A 17,442-nucleotide genomic window follows, 5' to 3' on the forward strand; every position below is an offset into this window, starting at 1 on the left:
TCGACGAGTAGGCACCGACGACGATGCCGACCAGCTGCACGAGCGCCAGGTCCTTGAGCGTGCCGACGCCGAGGAGCCACACCGCGATCACCATCAGCGCGATCACCGGCAGCACCGAGATGATCGTGGTGTTGATCGACCGCATCAGCGTCTGGTTGACGGCCAGGTTCGCCTGTTCGGCATAGGTGCGCCGATGCAGGTGCAGGATGCCGCGGGTGTTCTCCTCGACCTTGTCGAACACGACGACCGAGTCGTACAGCGAGAAACCGAGGATGGTGAGCAGACCGATGACGGTCGCGGGCGAGACCTCGAAGCCGACCAGCGAATAGATGCCCGCGGTGACGATCATGTCGAAGAACAACGCCGCGATCGCCGCGATCGCCATGTCCCGCTCGTAGCGCACGGCGATGTAGACGCTGACGATCACGAGGAACACCACGAGCGCGATCAGCGCCTTCTTGGTGATCTGCCCGCCCCACGTCTCGCTCACGTCGGCGACGCTGATGGTGTTGCGGGAGGGGACGCCGTCGCTGTCGGTCGGCTGGAACTCCTCGAACAATGCCGACTGCAGGGCGTTGACCTGCACGAGATCGAGCGCCTCGGAGCGGATCTGGATGGTCGCGCCGGCACCCGAACCGACGGTCTGCACCGCCACCGGCTCCGTGCCGAGCGTGTCGCTGTAGACCGTCTCGACCTGTTCGGTGGTCACGCCCTCGACCGCGGGCATCTGGATTCGCGTGCCGCCCTCGAAGTCGATACCCCAGGAGAAGCCTCGGATGAGCATGCTCAGCAGCGCGACGAGCACGATCGCGCCGGTGAGCACGTAGTAGAACTTGCGGCGTCCGACGATGTCGAAACCACCGGTGCCGGTGTAGAGGCGGGACAGTCCACTGTGGTGCGGTGCCGTCGTCGTGTCGGTCATCGTCACGCCTCCTTCGCCGAGGCCGCTGCGAGCTGACGCTCACGCGCCACCTGCTGGATGGCGCCGAGTCCGTTGACACTCGGCTTGGACCAGAACTTCGAGGTCGATGCCAGATGCACCAGGGGCCAGGTCACCAGGAACACGACGACCACGTCGAGGATGGTGGTCAGGCCGAGAGTGAAGGCGAACCCGCGCACCTGCCCGACGGCGAGGAAGTACAGCACCGCCGCGGCGATGAAGCTGACCGCGTTTCCGGACAGGATCGTCCGGCGGGCACGCGCCCAACCGCGCGGTACCGCGGATCGGAAGCTGCGGCCCTCGCGGATCTCGTCCTTGATGCGTTCGAAGAACACCACAAACGAGTCGGCCGTCATGCCGATACCGATGATGAGGCCGGCGATACCGGCCAGGTCGAGCGTGTAGCCGATGTAGCGGCCGAGCAGCACCATGATCGCGTACACGGCCAGGCCGGAGAGCACCAGCGACAGCGCGGTGAGCAGTCCGAGCATGCGGTAGTACGCGAGGCAGTACAGCAGCACCAGCACGAGACCGACCGCACCGGCGATCAGGCCGGCCTGCAACGACGCGAATCCGAGCGTCGCGGAGACGGTTTCGGCTTCGGAGGCCACGAACGAGAGCGGCAGCGAACCGTACTTGAGGGTGTTCGCGAGTTCGGTGGCCTGGGTGTTGGTGAAGTTGCCGGTGATCGACGTGGCGCTGCCGGCGGGCGTCGCGCCCTGGATGACGGGTGCGCTGACGACCTTCGAGTCGAGCGTGAACGCGGCCTGCTGGCCGATGTTCGCGGCGGTGAACTGCGCCCACGTGTTGCTGCCCTCGCTGTCGAAGGTCAGGCTGACCTCGTAGCGGGACTGCTGGCTGTTGAAACCGGCCGTGGCGTCGGTGATCTGCTGACCGTCGATGATGCTGGGGCCGAGCAGGTAGACGGAGGTGCCGTCGGTCGAGCACGCGACGAGCGGCAGGGCCGGATCGTCGTTGCCGGCGAGCGGATCGGCGACCGAGCAGTCCAGGGACATCGCGGCCTGCTGCTGGGTCGCGGGATCCTCGCTCTGCCGCAGCGCCTTCGCGGCGGCGATGTCCGCGGCGGCCTGCGCCTGCGGGTCGAGCTCACCGCCGGCCGGTGCCTCCGGAGCGGGTGCGGGGGTGGCGGTGGGTTCCGGTGCGACCGGCGTGTCGGTCGGCTCCTGGGCCGGGAACGGCCGGCCCTGCGGCTCGGGGTTCTCCGGTGCCGGATTCTCGGGCGCCTGATTCTCCGGTGCGGGCTCGACCGGGGCCGGCTCCGCCGGGGACTGGGTCGGGTTCTGGGTCTCCGGGTTCTGCGCCTCGGGGTTCTCCCCCCTGGTGTTCGCGCTGGCGATCGGGCCACCGAGGACCGGCCGGATGTAGAGCCGCGCGGTCTGGCCGAGGGTCTTGGCCTGCGCGCTGTCGTCGCCGGGCACCGTGATGACCAGGTTGTCGCCGTCGACGACGACCTCGGACCCGGACACGCCGAGGCCGTTGACGCGGGTCTCGATGATCTGCTGCGCCTGCCGGAGGCTGTCCTGGCTCGGGCTGCTGCCGTCCGGTGTGCGGGCGGTGAGCGTGACGCGGGTGCCGCCCTGGAGGTCGATACCGAGTTTCGGTGTCGGCGACTTGTCCCCGGTGAAGAAGACCAGTGCATACAGCGCCACCAGGATCGCCCCGAACAGGGCGAGGGAACGCGCTGGATGCACCGATCCGTTGGAAGGTGCCACGGTCAGTCAGTCTCCTCGTAACGAGTGAGTGGTTCGGTGGTGGCGGTCGCAGCGACCGCTGCGCGACGCCACCCGAGACCACTCCGGTGCCGCCGCCCGATGAAGATCAGTATTCGGTGGGACGACCCGCCGGCGGATCGGTGTCGTCGTCCTTGCCGAACGAGACCGTACCGGTATCGGTGTTACCGGTGGTACCGGTGGTGTCCTCGAGCTTCTCCCGGACCACCATGCGTGCCCACGTGGTGACGACGCCGGGCGCGATCTCGAGATCGACGGTGGTGTCGGACAGCGCCACGACCGTCGCGTGCAGGCCCGCCGTCGTCGCCACCCGGTCACCGATGCGCAGCGAATCCTGCAGCTCCGTGACCTTCTGCATTTCCTTCTTCTGACGCCGGATTCCGAGGAACGTGGGCACCAGCAGTGCAAGGATCAAGAGCGGGAAGAGCAGTTCCATCGTTGAAGTCAGTCCTCGGTATCGATTGACGAGCGGCCTCCGCGTGCCGACGCAATAGACCAGTGTGCCATCACCCGCCGAGCGGATGGTGGGCCCGTCACCCGGGCCGCGCGGTCAGTCCCCGTCGAACAGGTCGAGTTGCGGTTCGCGCGCACGCACCTCGATGCCGCCGGTTGCGGCCTCGGGCGGAGGTGTCAGACCGAGCTGCAGCCATGCGGCCTGCGTCGCGACCCGCCCGCGCGGCGTGCGGGCGATCATCCCCGCGCGCACCAGGAACGGTTCGCACACCTCCTCGACCGTGGCCGGTTCCTCACCGACCGCGACCGCGAGGGTGGACACCCCGACCGGTCCCCCGCCGAAGCTGCGCACCAGGGCTCCGAGCACGGCGCGGTCCAGCCGGTCCAGGCCGATCGGATCGACGTCGTAGACCGCCAGCGCCGCCTGGGCGATCTCGCGGGTGACGACCCCGTCGGAACGCACGTCGGCGTAGTCCCGGACGCGCCGCAGCAACCGGTTCGCGATACGGGGAGTGCCGCGGGACCGGCCGGCGATCTCGGCACCGGCATCCTCGCGCAGGTCGATGCCCAGCAGCCGGGCCGAACGATGCAGGATCTGCTGCAGTTCGGCGGGTTCGTAGAAGTCCATGTGCGCGGTGAACCCGAAGCGGTCGCGCAGGGGGCCGGTCAGCGAACCGGAACGGGTGGTCGCGCCGACCAGCGTGAAGGGGGCGACCTCGAGCGGGATCGACGTGGCTCCGGGTCCCTTGCCGACGACGACGTCGACCCGGAAGTCCTCCATCGCGAGGTACAGCATCTCCTCGGCGGGCCGGGCGATGCGGTGGATCTCGTCGATGAACAGCACGTCGCCCTCCGCGAGGTTGGAGAGCATCGCAGCGAGGTCGCCCGCACGTTCGAGCGCCGGGCCGGACGTGAGCCGCAGCGACGTGCCGAGCTCGGCGGCGATGATCATCGCCATGGAGGTCTTGCCGAGGCCGGGCGGTCCCGACAGCAGGATGTGGTCGGGGGTTCCGCCCCGAAGCTTGGCCGCCCGCAGCACGAGCTGCAGCTGTTCCCGCACCCGCGGCTGGCCGATGAAGTCGTCGAGGCTCTTCGGCCGCAGGCTCGTCTCGATGTCGCTGTCGGACGGCAGGTGCCGCGCGGTCACCGGCGACGGTTCGTCCCGGTCGGTGGAGTGGGCGCGGTCGAATTCGCGGTATTCGTCGGTCATCGCGACCTACCGAGCAGCTTGAGCGCGGCACGCAGCGCCGTGGACACCTCCGCGCCCGGATCCTCCGCGAGCACGGTGTCGGTGGCCGGTTCGGCCTGCTTCGCGGTGAATCCGAGCCCCACCAGCGCCTCGACGATCTGGTCGCGGATCGGCGACGCCGAGGCCGCCGTCGTCGTCTCGCCGGCACCCGCGAACGCCGCGACCTTGTCGCGCAGTTCGACGATCATGCGTTCGGCGCCGCGTTTGCCGATGCCCGGGACACGAGTGAGGGCGGTCGTGTTGCCCTCGGCGAGCGCGGCGCGCAACGCGTCGGGTTCCAGAACCGCGAGGGTGGCCATCGCCAGCCGCGGGCCGACCCCGGACACGGTCTGCAGCAGCCCGAACAGCTCGCGCGCCTCGGTGTTCGCGAACCCGTAGAGCGTCATCGAGTCCTCGCGCACGATCATCGCGGTGACCAGCCGGGTCTCGTCGCCCCGGCGCAGCGTGCCGAGGGTCGCCGGTGTCGCGTTGATCCGGTAGCCGATGCCGCCGGCCTCGATGACGACATGGTCGAGGGCGATGTCCAGTACCTCGCCGCGCACCGACCCGATCACTGGCCACCTGCCTTCCGCGCGGCCGCCTGCTCACGCAGCCGCTCTTCGTATCGTCGTTTCTGAGCGGCCGCCATGGCCTCGGCCGCCGCGAGGCGCGCGAGCATCGGTGCGCGCCAGCAGTGCGCGACCGCCAGCGCCAGCGCGTCCGCGGCATCCGCCGGTTTGGGTGCCGAGTCGAGCTCGAGGATGCGGGTGATCATGGCGGTCACCTGCTTCTTGTCGGCGCTGCCGTGACGGGCAACGGCAGCCTTGACCTCGCTCGGGGTGTGGAACATGACGGGGATCGACCGGCGGGCCGCGGCGAGGGCCACGACACCACCCGCTTGCGCGGTTCCCATCGCGGTGCGCACGTTGTGCTGCGAGAACACCCGTTCCACGGCGACCACGTCGGGCCGGTAGCGGTCCATCCACTCCTCGGCGGATTCGGAGATCCGCAGCAGACGCTGCGCGAGATCGAGGTCGGTGGGGGTCCGCACGACCCCGACGGCCACCGGATGGACCTCGCGGCCGCGTCCGGTGTCCACCACGCCGAGTCCGCAGCGGGTCAGGCCGGGATCGACACCCATGACACGCACCCGACCACCTCTCACCGCCACGAACATCTGTTCGAGAGCATAGTCGTCGGGGCTGCGCGTCGGCAGTGCGACACGCAGCCCCGGCGGGACGAAGACCGTGGCTCAGGCGTCGAGCTCGGCCAGCACCTCGTCCGAGACGTCGACATTGGTGTAGACGTTCTGCACGTCGTCGCAGTCCTCGAGCGCGTCGACCAGCTTGAACACCTTGCGGGCGCCCTCGGCGTCGACGGGCACCTCGACCGACGCCCGGAAGTCCGGGTCGGCCGAGTCGTAGTCGATTCCGGCCTCGACCAGCGCCGTCCGCACCGGAATCAGGTCGGAGGCCTCGGAGACGATCTCGAAGCTGTCGCCCAGGTCGTTGATCTCCTCGGCGCCGGCTTCGAGGACGACCTCGAGGATCTCGTCCTCGGTGCGGCCGTTCTTCTCCAGCACGACGACGCCCTTGCGGGTGAACAGGTACGACACCGAACCCGGGTCCGCCATGTTGCCGCCGTTGCGGGTCATCGCGGTGCGCACCTCACCGGCCGCGCGGTTGCGGTTGTCGGTCAGGCACTCGATGAGGATGGCGACACCGTTGGGGCCGTAGCCCTCGTAGGTGATGGTCTGCCAGTCGGCACCGCCGGCCTCTTCGCCACCGCCGCGCTTGCGGGCGCGTTCGATGTTGTCGTTGGGGACCGAGCTCTTCTTCGCCTTCTGGATCGCGTCGAACAACGTCGGGTTGCCGGCGGGGTCACTACCACCCGTGCGGGCCGCCACCTCGATGTTCTTGATCAGCTTCGCGAACATCTTGCCGCGCTTGGCGTCGATGACCGCCTTCTTGTGCTTGGTGGTGGCCCATTTGGAGTGGCCGCTCATTCGCTTCGAGCCCCTTCCGGCGAGGTGAAGTCGGCATGCACCGACAGGTCGGAACAGAGATTCTACTCCGGGGCTACCGGGCTTTCCGGACCGCGTCCACGAACATGCGGTGCACCCGCAGGTCCCCGGTGACCTCGGGGTGGAAGGACGTCGCCATCACCACTCCCTGCCGCACCGCGACGACCCGCCCCGCCGCCGGCCCGTCGGGCACCGCCGCGAGCACTTCCACACCGGCACCGACCTTTTCGACCCAGGGTGCGCGGATGAACACCGCACGCACCGGACCGTCGTCGATACCGAGCACCTCGAGATCCGTCTCGAACGAGTCGACCTGGCGGCCGAATGCGTTGCGGCGCACCGTGATGTCGAGCGCGTCGAGATGCTCGGCGTCGGGCCGGGTATCGAGGACCTCCGAGGCGAGCAGGATCATGCCCGCACACGAACCGAATGCGGGCAGTCCGTCCCGCAGCCGCGCCCGCAACGGCTCGAGCAGATCGAACACCTGCAGCAGGCGGCTCATCGTCGTCGATTCGCCGCCGGGGATCACCACGCCGTCGACGCTGTCGAGTTCGCTCGCGCGGCGCAACGCGATCGTGTGCGCGCCGGCCGCGTCGAGTGCGGCCCGGTGTTCACGGACGTCGCCCTGCAACGCCAGCACGCCGATGGTCGGTGTCGTACCCACGGAAAACTACCTGCCTGTTCGTTGTGCCGCCGGGTCTCCCCGGCGGGATGTGTTCACGATTCGCGCAGGTAGCGGGTCAATCCTTCCTGCACGACCGCGGCGACCATGTTGCCGTTCCGGTCGAAGATCCGGCCCTGCGTCAGCGCGCGCCCGAACCCGGCGGACGGGGACGTCTGGTCGTAGAGCAGCCAGTCGTCGGCGCGGAACGGACGCATGAACCACATCGCGTGGTCGAGCGAGGCGCCCTGCGTCTTCTCGTCGGGATGGGCGACACTGGCCGATCCCAGCAGCGTCATGTCGCTCATGTACGCGAGGGTGCACACGTGGAAGACGGGGTCGTCCGGCAGTGCCTCGCGGGAGCGGAACCACACCTGCTGCTGGGACGCCCAGCGGCTCGAGGTGTCCATCTGCTCCCGCGGAACGAACCGGAACTCCCATTCGGCCCATTCGATCCGCGCCCAGTGCACCGTCGGGTCGTCGACCAGGTCCGGGTCGGGCAGATCCTCGGGCATCGGGACCCGCGGCATGGTGTCCTGATGCTCGATTCCCCGCTCGTCCACGTGGAACGACGCCGACATCGTGAAGATCGCCTTGCCGTCCTGCACCGCGGTCACCCGGCGGGTGCAGAACGACCGGCCGTCGCGGATGCGATCGACGAGATAGACGATCTGCATCGTCGGGTTGCCGGGCCGCAGGAAGTAGCCGTGCAGCGAATGCACTTCGAACGCGGGATCGACGGTCCGCACCGCGGAAACCAGCGCCTGACCCGCGACCTGCCCTCCGAACGTCCGCGGCAACAACGTCTCCGTCGCGATGCCCCGGAAGATGTCCTTCTCGATCTGTTCGAGCGCCAGGATCTCTTCGATCTTCGCCATGCCCGCCCCTTCCACTGTGCGGTCCAAGGCTATATCGCCTCCCCCACCGCACGGTGACGGGAACCGTCACCGTGCGCTCACGGGTGGGCGATCACCAGCCGCGCTCGGCGAGCCGGTGCGGCTGCGGGATCTCGTCGACGTTGATGCCGACCATCGCCTCGCCGAGACCGCGGGAAACCTTCGCGAGCACGTCCGGGTCGTCGAAAAAGGTGGTGGCCTTGACGATCGCGGCTGCGCGCTGGGCCGGGTTGCCGGACTTGAAGATGCCCGAGCCGACGAAGACACCCTCGGCGCCGAGCTGCATCATCATCGCGGCATCGGCGGGAGTCGCGATACCACCGGCGGTGAACAGCGTGACGGGCAGCTTGCCTGCCTTGGCAACCTCGACGACCAGGTCGTACGGGGCCTGCAGTTCCTTCGCCGCGACGTACAGTTCGTCCTCCGGCAGCGACGTGAGCCGGCGGATCTCCTGCCGGATCCTGCGCATGTGGGTGGTGGCGTTCGAGACGTCGCCGGTACCGGCCTCGCCCTTCGAACGGATCATCGCCGCACCTTCGTTGATGCGGCGCAGCGCCTCCCCGAGGTTCGTGGCGCCACACACGAACGGCACCGTGAAGGCGAACTTGTCGATGTGGTTCTCGTAGTCGGCCGGCGTCAGCACCTCCGACTCGTCGATGTAGTCCACACCGAGGGACTGCAGGATCTGTGCCTCGACGAAGTGACCGATGCGGGCCTTGGCCATCACCGGGATCGACACGGCCGAGATGATGCCGTCGATCATGTCCGGGTCGCTCATCCGGGAGACGCCGCCCTGGGCACGAATGTCGGCCGGCACCCGCTCGAGCGCCATGACCGCGACGGCGCCCGCGTCCTCGGCGATCTTCGCCTGCTCGGGAGTGACGACGTCCATGATCACGCCGCCCTTGAGCATCTCGGCCATGCCGCGCTTGACGCGGGCGGTGCCGGTGGCGGGGGCGGATTCGGGGGTGCTCACAACGAACTCCTACACGTGTGGTCTGTCGGTCGGCAGCCGCCGGAAACACCGTGGTCCTGGACGGGTTCCGTGGCCAGAAGGAGCCTATGACCGCACCCGGCGCCCCACCGATAGCCAGTCGCGGAGACCTGGCCTTGTGCTCCCGGTCACCGCGTCCCCGAGGGGCCGGTCACCGGATCGCGCGCACCTCGGGTTCGGTGCGCCGCACGGCCACGTCCCGGGCCTCCCCGAGCAGATCCGCCAAGTCCTGCGGGTACACCGGTTCACCGCGCTGCTGCAGTCCGCGGATCTCGTCGGCGGTGAACCAGCGGGGCTCGAGCCCCATCGCCCGCTCGAGGTCGGTGAAACCCGCGTCCCCGGCCACGAACACCGGTGCCTGCAACGCGAAGAACAACTCCTCCGAGCGGATCACCTCACCGTTGAACGGGAACACCGCGACCCGGCGCCACATCGGACCGGCGAGCCGATCCGGTTCGGTCACCAGCCCCGTTTCCTCCTTCAGCTCCCGCACCGCCGCCTCGCGCAGCGACTCCCCCACCTCGACGGCGCCGCCGACGGTGAACCAGAAGTGCACGTCCGGGGTGGTCGGATCGTTTCCGCGCAGCAGCAGCACCCGACCCTCGTCGTCGAAGAGGACGACCCGCGCCGAGGTGCGGGTCTCGTCCGGCACGCGGGAGGTCCGGGCGGAGGCGCCGGAGCGTTCGGCGATCTCGAAGAACGTCGGGAGCGGTGCGGTACCACCGAGATGCAGCCACCGCACCGGGCGGCGGGTGCGCAGCGCGAGGGTGTCACGGACCGCGTCGTTGTGGAAGCGCCGGGCGATCATGACGCGGGCCTCGGCGTCGGCCAGCTCGGCGACCAGCTGGGGTCGCAACCGTTCGCTGTCGATCGTCGTGAGCATGGACGACAGCGCGTTCTCGGCGGTCTCTCGGTGCTCCCGGTCCGCGCGTTCGGCACGATCGGCGAGGGCGGCGAGACGTTTGCCGTCCGCGGCCGGGACCGACGCGGCGATGCTGCGCACCACCACCGCCCGGCGGGCCAGCGCCGCGTCGAGCGCCTGCCACGACAGATCCGACCGCACGTGCAGCCGGTCGAGCCGGTTCGCGGTCGTGTACGCCCACAGTCCCAGGCCGACGACCACTGCCGCGATCACGGAGAGGACGAGAATCGTCACCGCACTGAGTGTCACGAGCGGACCTCCCGTACCCGTCCGGCCCCGACCGTCACCGTCTCGTAGACCCGCAGGATCTGCTCGGCCACCACGGGCCAGTCGTAGGTTCCGACCACCGAGGATCCCTCGGCGACCAGGTCGGCGCGGCGGGCGTCGTCGGCGAGAACCTCGAGGATGCCCTCGGCGAGCGCGTCGGAGTCCCCGACCGGCACCAGCACACCCGCACGACCGTCGCGCAGCACCCGGCGGAACGCGTCGAGTTCACTGGCGACGACCGCGGTCCCGGCCGCCATCGCTTCCACCAGCACGATCCCGAAGCTCTCGCCGCCGAGGTTCGGGGCGCAGTACACATCGGCACTGCGCATCGCCGACGCCGAGCAGCACGGCCATGCCCTTGCGGGGTTCGTCGTAGCGGCCCAGGAACAGCACCGTCCGGCCAGCCCGGGGATAGCCGGGCAGCAGCGGGGCGTGCGCGAAGAACGGCACGTCGACGCCGTTGGGGATCTCCACGGCATCCCCGCCGAGCGAGGTCACCTGCCAGCGGCGGGCCAGTTCCGACACCGCGATGCGGCCGCTGATCTTCTCCAGATACGGCTGCAGGACACCCTGGAACGTGCTGAGCACCAGCGATTTCGTCGTGGAGGTGTGGAAGGTCGCGACGATCGGGCCCTCGGCCACCTTCAGGGCCAGCATCGACAGGCTCGGCGCGTTCGGTTCGTGGATGTGCAGGACGTCGAAGTCGTTGTCGTTGATCCAGCGCCGCACCCGCGCGTAGGACACCGGTCCGAAGCTCAGCCGCGCCACCGACCCGTTGTACGGGATGGCGACGGCCCGTCCGGCCGAGACCACGAACGGCGGCAGCACCGTGTCCTCCGAGGCCGGCGCGAGCACGCTGACCTTGTGGCCGCGTTCGATCAGCACCTGGGCCAGATCCACGACGTGTGCCTGTACTCCGCCCGGTACGTCGAACGAATACGGGCAGACCATGCCGATCCTCAACTACGCCTCCATCCGGGCGCGCCGCTCGGCCGACAGGTCGTCGAGCCACAGCGGCTGCAGCATGTGCCAGTCTGCTGGGTGTTCGGCGATGTCGGCGGCGAACCGATCCGCGAGGGCCTGGGTGGCCGCCTCCAGCCCGCCGGTCACGTCGATCTCCGGGTGCACCCGGAACCCCCAGCCGTCGATGGTGAACCAGCAGTGCACCGGCAGCAGCGCGGCACCGGTCTCGACGGCGAGCTTCGCGGGACCGGCGGGCATCCGGGTGGGTTCGCCGAAGAACGTCACCGGCACACCCTTGCGAGCCAGGTCGCGTTCCCCGAGCAGAGCCACGATCCGATTGTCACGCAGGCGTGCGGACAATTCGACGAAAGGCGGGCTCTCGCCACCCGAGAGCGGGAACACCTCGAACCCGAGATGTTCGCGGTAGTCGACGAAACGCTGGTACAGCGACTCCGGGCGCAAGCGCTCGGCGACCGTCGAGAACTGCCCGTAGGTGCGGGCACACCACACCCCGGCCATGTCCCAGTTGCCGCTGTGCGGCAGGGCCAGGATCGCGCCGCGCCCGGCGGTCAGGGCCGCCTCGATGTGCTCGCGGCCCTCGATCGACGAGTCGATGGCCGCGGCGGTCGCGTCGAGGTCCATCGACGGCAACCGGAACGCCTCGCGCCAGTACCGCGCGTAGGAACGCATCGACCGGCGGATCAGGTCGTCCGGCACGTGTTCCGGGGCGACGCCGAGCACGCGGGCGAGATTGCGGCGCAACTGCTGCGGGCCGCCGTTCCGCCGGGCGGCGATGTCGGCGCCGGTGTCGAACAGGACGCGCGCGACCCGGTCAGGGAGCGCGCGCACCAGCCGCCATCCGGCGCCGTATCCGAGATCGGTCAGGCGCTCGGCGGACGTCATGCGGCTTCTCCGTCGGTGCCGGTGGCCGGTGCCGGGGTTATCGGCAGCAGTTCCCGGGCGCCGGGCGAACGACGCACGGCGATGACCCGCTGGAAGACGGTGATCACCGAGCCGGCCGCGAGCAGCCACATCGCGACGTGGATGGCCCAGTCGATCCCGAGACCGGTGAAGCCGGCGCCGACGAGCACGATGATCAACCGGTCCGGGCGCTCGATCAGGCCGCCGTCGGCGGACAGCCCGCTCGCCTCCGCCCGCGCCTTCGCATACGAGATGACCTGGGACGACACGAGGCAGATCAGCGTGGCGACGAGCAGCGGACGGCTCTGTTCGTCGTAGACCGCCCACCAGGCCAGGCCCGCGAAGATCGCGCCGTCCGCGACCCGGTCGCAGGTGGCGTCGAGAACCGCGCCGAACCGGGTGCCGCCGCCGCGCGCCCGGGCCATGGCCCCGTCGAGCATGTCGAACATCACGAACAGCCAGATGACCATCGTGCCCCAGAACAGATGCCCCATCGGAAACAGCGTGAGGGCGGCGGCGATCGTCGCGACCGTGCCGATCAGCGTTACCGCGTCGGGAGTCAGGCCGGTGCGGATCAATGCCCTGCCGAGCGGCGCGGTGACCTTCGACACCGATGCCCGCCCGAAGAAGCTCAGCATCTCGCGACCCCCGTTTCCGGCTCGATTCGTCCTGTTCGGGACACGATCCTGCCACGACCGTCCGCCCTTCGTCCGCTGCGCACGGCGAACCCGTACGGGTCGTGTTCAGGAGTGGACGGTGTCACTCGTCCCATGCGGATGCCAGCAGTGCCCGCGTGTCGCGCAGCAACTGCACCATCACCTTCGATCCTCCCAGGACCGTGATGAAGTTGGCGTCGCCGCCCCACCGCGGAACCACGTGCAGGTGCAGGTGCTCGGAAAGCGAACCTCCTGCTGCCGCACCGAGATTGAGACCGACATTGAAGCCGTGGGGACGCGACACCCGCTTGATGACCTTCACCGCGCGCTGCGCGAACGCCATCAGTTCGGTGCTCTCCTCGAAGGTCAGGTCCTCGAGGTTCGCCACCCGCCGGTACGGCACCACCATCAGATGGCCCGGGTTGTACGGGTACAGGTTGAGCACCGCGTAGACGAACTCTCCGCGCGCGACGACGAGTCCCTCCTCGTCCGTCATCTTCGGGATGTCGGTGAACGGCTCGTACGGGCCGTCCTCCGCCCGCGGGGACTCGGTGATGTACGACATGCGGTGCGGCGACCACAACCGCTGCAGATGGTCGGCTTCGCCGACACCCCGGTCGACGAGAGCTTCGGTCTCGGCGGGGCCGCAGCCCCGGTCGCCGGTCACGACCCGAGCTCCGCGCCCTCGGGCGCGATGAGCGCGGCGGTCGGGGAGGCGTTCTCGCGGCGCCGGACCCAATCGGCCACGATGCGCACGGCCTCGGCCACCGGCACGCCGTTGACCTGGGTGCCGTCGCGGAAGCGGAAGCTCACCGCACCGGCCTCGACGTCCCGCTCGCCGGCGAGCAGCATGAACGGGACCTTCTGGGTGGTGTGGTTGCGGATCTTCTTCTGCATGCGGTCGTCGCTGAGGTCGACCTCGGCGCGGATGCCTTCGGCCTTCAGCTGCTGCGCGACGTCGAGCAGGTGATCGGCGAAGTTCTCGGCGACCGGGATGCCGACGACCTGCACCGGCGACAGCCAGGCCGGGAACGCGCCCGCGTAGTGCTCGGTGAGCACACCGAAGAACCGCTCGATCGAACCGAACAGCGCGCGGTGGATCATCACCGGACGGTGCTTGGCGCCGTCCTGGCCGGTGTACTCGAGTTCGAACCGCTCGGGCAGGTTGAAGTCGAGCTGGATCGTCGACATCTGCCAGTTGCGCCCGAGGGCGTCGTTGACCTGGACGGAGATCTTCGGACCGTAGAACGCGGCGCCGCCCGGGTCCGGCACGAGATGCAGACCGGAGGCTTCGGCGACCTCACGCAGTGTCTCGGTGGCCGTCTCCCACAGTTCGTCGCTGCCGACGAACTTCTTCGGGTTCTTCGTGGACAGCTCCAGGTAGTAGTCGTCGAGACCGTAGTCCTTGAGCAGGTCCAGGATGAAGTTGAGGACGCTGGTGAGCTCGTCGCGCATCTGCTCCGGGGTGCAGAAGATGTGCGCGTCGTCCTGCGTCATGCCGCGCACGCGGGTCAGTCCGTGGACGACGCCGGACTTCTCGTAGCGGTAGACGGAACCGAACTCGAACATGCGCAACGGCAGTTCGCGGTAGGAACGCCCGCGCGACCGGAAGATCAGGTCGTGCATCGGGCAGTTCATGGGCTTGAGGTAGTAGTCCTGCCCCGGCTTGCGGACGGTCCCGTCCTCGTTCAGTTCCTCGTCGATGTGCATCGCGGGGAACATGCCGTCGCGGTACCAGTCGAGGTGACCGGACACCTCGTAGAGGTGGCCCTTGGTGATGTGCGGCGAGTACACGAACTCGTAACCGGCTTCGACGTGCCGCCGGCGCGAGTAGTTCTCCATCTCCTGACGGATGATGCCGCCCTTGGGATGGAACACGGGCAGGCCGGAACCGAGCTCGTCGGGGAACGAGAACAGGTCGAGTTCGTTGCCGAGCTTGCGGTGGTCCCGACGTTCGGCCTCGGCGAGGAGCTCGAGGTGCTTGTCCAGCGCCTCGGCGGACTCCCACGCGGTGCCGTAGACACGCTGCAGACCGGCGTTGTCCTGGTCACCGCGCCAGTACGCGGCGGAGCTGCGGGTCAGCTTGAACGCGGGGATGAACTTGGTGGTCGGGACGTGCGGTCCGCGGCACAGGTCCTTCCACACGAGCTCGCCGGTGCGCGGGTTGAGGTTGTCGTAGATGGTCAGCTCTTTGCCGCCGACCTCCATGATCTCGGGGTCGTCGATGCCCGACTTGTCGTCGATCAGCTCGAGCTTGAACGGCTCGTTCTTCAGCTCCTCGCGGGCGTCCTCGAGGTTCTCGACGACCCGGCGGGAGAAGCGCTGCGCGTCCTTGACGATCTTCTTCATGCGCTTCTCGAGCTTCGCGAGGTCCTCCGGGGTGAAGGGGCGCTCGACCTGGAAGTCGTAGTAGAAGCCGTCCTTGATGGGCGGGCCGATGCCGAGCTTGGCCTCGGGGAACTCCTGCTGCACGGCCTGGGCCAGCACGTGCGCGGCGGAGTGCCGGATGACGCTGCGGCCGTCCTCGGTGTCGGCGGCGACCGCCTCGACCTCGACGTCCTCCTCGGGCGTCCACGCCAGGTCGCGGAGGGCACCCTCCGGGTCGCGGACGACGACGATCGTCTCGGGTCCCTTGACGGGCAGCCCGGCGTCACGCACGGCGGCACCGGCAGTGGTTCCCGCGGGCACCCGGACGAGCGTGGCTGGTTTCGCGGATGCGGGCGTGGTCACTGTGGTGAACTCCTCCGGCTCGATGCCTGACGATGGACGGTGGCCGGCCGCGCAGAGGCGCGCGTCGGCAACCTCCCCATGCTATCGGCACGCCCCGGTCCCGCCGCTATCGGCACGGCGCGGTCGCGCCGTCACCGACCCGTTGTGCCGGATCGAGGACCGATCGCGATCGCGACGGCCGGGGTCAGAGCTCGTTCAGTCCGCTCAGGACCCGCCGGAGGAGTTCCGCGCCGGGACCGATCCGGTCGACCGTCCGGTGCACGGTGAGTTCCCCCGAGGCCGCCAGATCGCCGACGAGCACCCGCGCGACACCGAGGGGAATCCCGGCGAGCGCGGCGACCTCCATGATCGAGCGTGGCTGCGAGCAGAGTCCCAGCACGATGCGGTGCTCGTCGAGAGTCGGCATCACCCCGGTGTTCTCGGACGTTGCCACCATCGCGGATGTCGAAACCAGCGCTTCGAGCGGAAGATCCACTTCGGCCCGGGTGCGCCCCTGGCTGCGCACGAACGGGCGCACGAACGACGGCGCTTCCTGATCCATGTTCTTGTCCCCCACGAAAGTCTCGGACATCCTGGGCTGCACTGCCCCCACCGCGTCCACAGGATGCCTTCCGGCGGCGGCGTCCGCTACCGGATCCTCGTCGATGTATGACACGTCGTCATCCATCTCCGAGGCGGTTGTAGCGGCATGTTTCGGAATGTACCTCCGCCGCCGCGCGGCAGTGCCGAATCGGGCGCCCGTCATCCCCACGACCGGCCATTGATTGTCGGCGACACTCATCTCAGCCCCATCCTCCTTGCGGTGAGATCGATCCTGCCATCAGTCACACCATCTGGTGAGGTTGCGCAGGTCACACCTGCCACGACAGCCCCGCCGTTCCCATCGAACCCCGTCCGGACAACGGCCGTCGAGGGCATGCACGGGACGGGGCGCATACGAAAAGAGCACCCCATCGGGGTGCTCTCGTGATCGGGCGATTGTTGTGGTCCCGGCTGGGATCGAACCAGCGACCTCCCCGGTGTGAACGGGACGCTCTTCCACTGAGCCACGGGACCGCGCCGCTTCGCAGCGGCTCGAACGAGATGGAACACTAACACGACTACCGGATGAAGACGAATCGCCAGGTCAGACGCGATTCCGAAGGGAAGACACGACCCCGATGGGAGCCCCGGGCCCGGCCGACACCCGGAAACGGTCCCACTCACGTGCGCGCGCGTGCGTGCTCGTCCCCTTCGCCGGCGACGGGCACCGAGGACCGGCGCCCGGCACACCGTCCGCGGTCCGTCCCGGCCCGGCGCCTCGGCCCGTCTCGACCCGTTCCGGCCCGCCCACCGCCGACGGACGGTCCACCGATGCGGCGAGAGCACTGGTTCACCGAGTCATATATGCCCGTTCACCTGCGGATTTGTGTGTTTCGTCGATGGTCGGCTAATGTTCTCAACCGCACCACGGAGAGCACAACGCCGAACGGTGCGAATGCGGATGTAGCGCAGCTGGTAGCGCATCACCTTGCCAAGGTGAGGGTCGCGGGTTCGAATCCCGTCATCCGCTCGAGAGGTTGGACTCGACCTTTTACGGTGGAGTGGCCGAGTGGTGAGGCAACGGCCTGCAAAGCCGTGCACACGGGTTCGATTCCCGTCTCCACCTCGCGCGATTAGCTCAGCGGGAGAGCGCTTCCCTGACACGGAAGAGGTCACTGGTTCAATCCCAGTATCGCGCACCACGATCGACCTGCACGTGGGTCGATCGGTTCGAAAATCACGTGCAATGCGGATGTAGCGCAGCTGGTAGCGCATCACCTTGCCAAGGTGAGGGTCGCGGGTTCGAATCCCGTCATCCGCTCCACAACCGGCGTTTCGAGCCGGCGCGATTAGCTCAGCGGGAGAGCGCTTCCCTGACACGGAAGAGGTCACTGGTTCAATCCCAGTATCGCGCACCAGAATACGAGGAAGACCCCCTTCATCCGAAGGGGGTCTTCCTCGTTCCGTGTCCGTTCGTCGTTCTGTGTCCGTTCGTCGTTCTGTGTCCGTTCGTCG

At 68.7% G+C, this 17,442-nt stretch carries 16 protein-coding genes, 6 tRNA genes and 1 pseudogene; 5 read left to right on the forward strand and 18 right to left on the reverse strand.

Annotated features, from left to right (window positions below; translation table 11 throughout):
* From secF to I0Q12_RS14150, 18 genes and pseudogenes are all read right to left on the reverse strand, one after another.
* On the reverse strand, positions 1-922 hold a 922-nt coding region (gene secF, locus I0Q12_RS14065), incomplete at its 3' end, for a protein translocase subunit SecF (protein WP_374068700.1).
* A gap of 2 nt (positions 923-924) precedes the next feature.
* Complete coding sequence (gene secD / locus I0Q12_RS14070) at positions 925-2,673, reverse strand: protein translocase subunit SecD (RefSeq protein ID WP_197252509.1); 1,749 nt, start codon at positions 2,671-2,673, stop codon at positions 925-927.
* 106 nt (positions 2,674-2,779) lie between these two features.
* A complete protein-coding gene (gene yajC, locus I0Q12_RS14075) occupies positions 2,780-3,127 on the reverse strand; it encodes a preprotein translocase subunit YajC (RefSeq protein WP_197252510.1) in 348 nt (115 codons plus the stop codon).
* A 114-nt stretch (positions 3,128-3,241) separates the two neighbouring features.
* Positions 3,242-4,354, reverse strand: a complete 1,113-nt coding sequence (gene ruvB / locus I0Q12_RS14080; RefSeq protein WP_197252511.1) for a Holliday junction branch migration DNA helicase RuvB — start codon at positions 4,352-4,354, stop codon at positions 3,242-3,244.
* Positions 4,351-4,947, reverse strand: a complete 597-nt coding sequence (gene ruvA / locus I0Q12_RS14085; RefSeq protein WP_197252512.1) for a Holliday junction branch migration protein RuvA — start codon at positions 4,945-4,947, stop codon at positions 4,351-4,353. The genes ruvB and ruvA overlap by 4 nt, the downstream gene beginning before the upstream one ends.
* Entirely contained in the window at positions 4,944-5,522 is a 579-nt protein-coding gene (ruvC, locus tag I0Q12_RS14090) for a crossover junction endodeoxyribonuclease RuvC (RefSeq protein ID WP_197252513.1), read from the reverse strand. Before ruvC ends, ruvA begins: the two co-directional genes overlap by 4 nt.
* Before the next feature lie 102 nt (positions 5,523-5,624).
* Positions 5,625-6,377, reverse strand: coding sequence for a YebC/PmpR family DNA-binding transcriptional regulator (locus I0Q12_RS14095; protein WP_197252514.1), 753 nt, complete (start codon positions 6,375-6,377; stop codon positions 5,625-5,627).
* A 73-nt stretch (positions 6,378-6,450) separates the two neighbouring features.
* Positions 6,451-7,059: a pyridoxal 5'-phosphate synthase glutaminase subunit PdxT gene (gene pdxT / locus I0Q12_RS14100; protein ID WP_197252515.1), complete on the reverse strand. Its 609-nt coding sequence runs from the start codon at positions 7,057-7,059 to the stop codon at positions 6,451-6,453.
* A gap of 53 nt (positions 7,060-7,112) precedes the next feature.
* Entirely contained in the window at positions 7,113-7,934 is an 822-nt protein-coding gene (locus I0Q12_RS14105; RefSeq protein WP_197252516.1) for an acyl-CoA thioesterase II, read from the reverse strand.
* A 91-nt stretch (positions 7,935-8,025) separates the two neighbouring features.
* Entirely contained in the window at positions 8,026-8,928 is a 903-nt protein-coding gene (pdxS, locus tag I0Q12_RS14110; protein ID WP_197252517.1) for a pyridoxal 5'-phosphate synthase lyase subunit PdxS, read from the reverse strand.
* 169 nt (positions 8,929-9,097) lie between these two features.
* Entirely contained in the window at positions 9,098-10,117 is a 1,020-nt protein-coding gene (locus tag I0Q12_RS14115) for an NUDIX domain-containing protein (RefSeq protein WP_197252518.1), read from the reverse strand.
* Positions 10,114-11,098, reverse strand: a pseudogene (locus I0Q12_RS14120) (glycosyltransferase family 4 protein). Before I0Q12_RS14120 ends, I0Q12_RS14115 begins: the two are co-directional and overlap by 4 nt.
* A complete protein-coding gene (locus tag I0Q12_RS14125; protein WP_197252519.1) occupies positions 11,099-12,001 on the reverse strand; it encodes a phosphatidylinositol mannoside acyltransferase in 903 nt (300 codons plus the stop codon).
* The gene (pgsA, locus tag I0Q12_RS14130) at positions 11,998-12,657 is read right to left on the reverse strand and encodes a phosphatidylinositol phosphate synthase (protein WP_197252520.1); all 660 of its coding nucleotides are present in this window, start codon (positions 12,655-12,657) and stop codon (positions 11,998-12,000) included. Before pgsA ends, I0Q12_RS14125 begins: the two co-directional genes overlap by 4 nt.
* Before the next feature lie 121 nt (positions 12,658-12,778).
* Positions 12,779-13,342 (reverse strand): HIT domain-containing protein, encoded by a 564-nt coding sequence (locus I0Q12_RS14135; protein ID WP_197252521.1) that lies wholly within the window; start codon positions 13,340-13,342, stop codon positions 12,779-12,781.
* The gene (gene thrS, locus I0Q12_RS14140; RefSeq protein WP_197252522.1) at positions 13,339-15,405 is read right to left on the reverse strand and encodes a threonine--tRNA ligase; all 2,067 of its coding nucleotides are present in this window, start codon (positions 15,403-15,405) and stop codon (positions 13,339-13,341) included. The genes I0Q12_RS14135 and thrS overlap by 4 nt, the downstream gene beginning before the upstream one ends.
* Before the next feature lie 184 nt (positions 15,406-15,589).
* Complete coding sequence (locus I0Q12_RS32845) at positions 15,590-16,060, reverse strand: DUF742 domain-containing protein (protein WP_248676666.1); 471 nt, start codon at positions 16,058-16,060, stop codon at positions 15,590-15,592.
* 329 nt (positions 16,061-16,389) lie between these two features.
* A tRNA-Val gene (locus I0Q12_RS14150) sits at positions 16,390-16,461 on the reverse strand.
* Positions 16,462-16,884: 423 nt separating this feature from the next.
* Here I0Q12_RS14150 and I0Q12_RS14155 point away from each other — a divergent pair.
* The 5 genes from I0Q12_RS14155 (at position 16,885) to I0Q12_RS14175 (ending at position 17,345) form a co-directional block, all read left to right on the forward strand.
* Positions 16,885-16,957 (forward strand) — tRNA-Gly (locus I0Q12_RS14155).
* Between the two features lie 25 nt (positions 16,958-16,982).
* A tRNA-Cys gene (locus I0Q12_RS14160) sits at positions 16,983-17,053 on the forward strand.
* Between the two features lies 1 nt (position 17,054).
* A tRNA-Val gene (locus I0Q12_RS14165) sits at positions 17,055-17,129 on the forward strand.
* 46 nt (positions 17,130-17,175) lie between these two features.
* A tRNA-Gly gene (locus I0Q12_RS14170) sits at positions 17,176-17,251 on the forward strand.
* 19 nt (positions 17,252-17,270) lie between these two features.
* Positions 17,271-17,345, forward strand: a tRNA-Val gene (locus I0Q12_RS14175).
* Positions 17,346-17,442 lie beyond the last annotated feature (97 nt).

The organism is Rhodococcus sp. CX (assembly GCF_015865005.1).
GTDB lineage: Bacteria > Actinomycetota > Actinomycetes > Mycobacteriales > Mycobacteriaceae > Rhodococcus.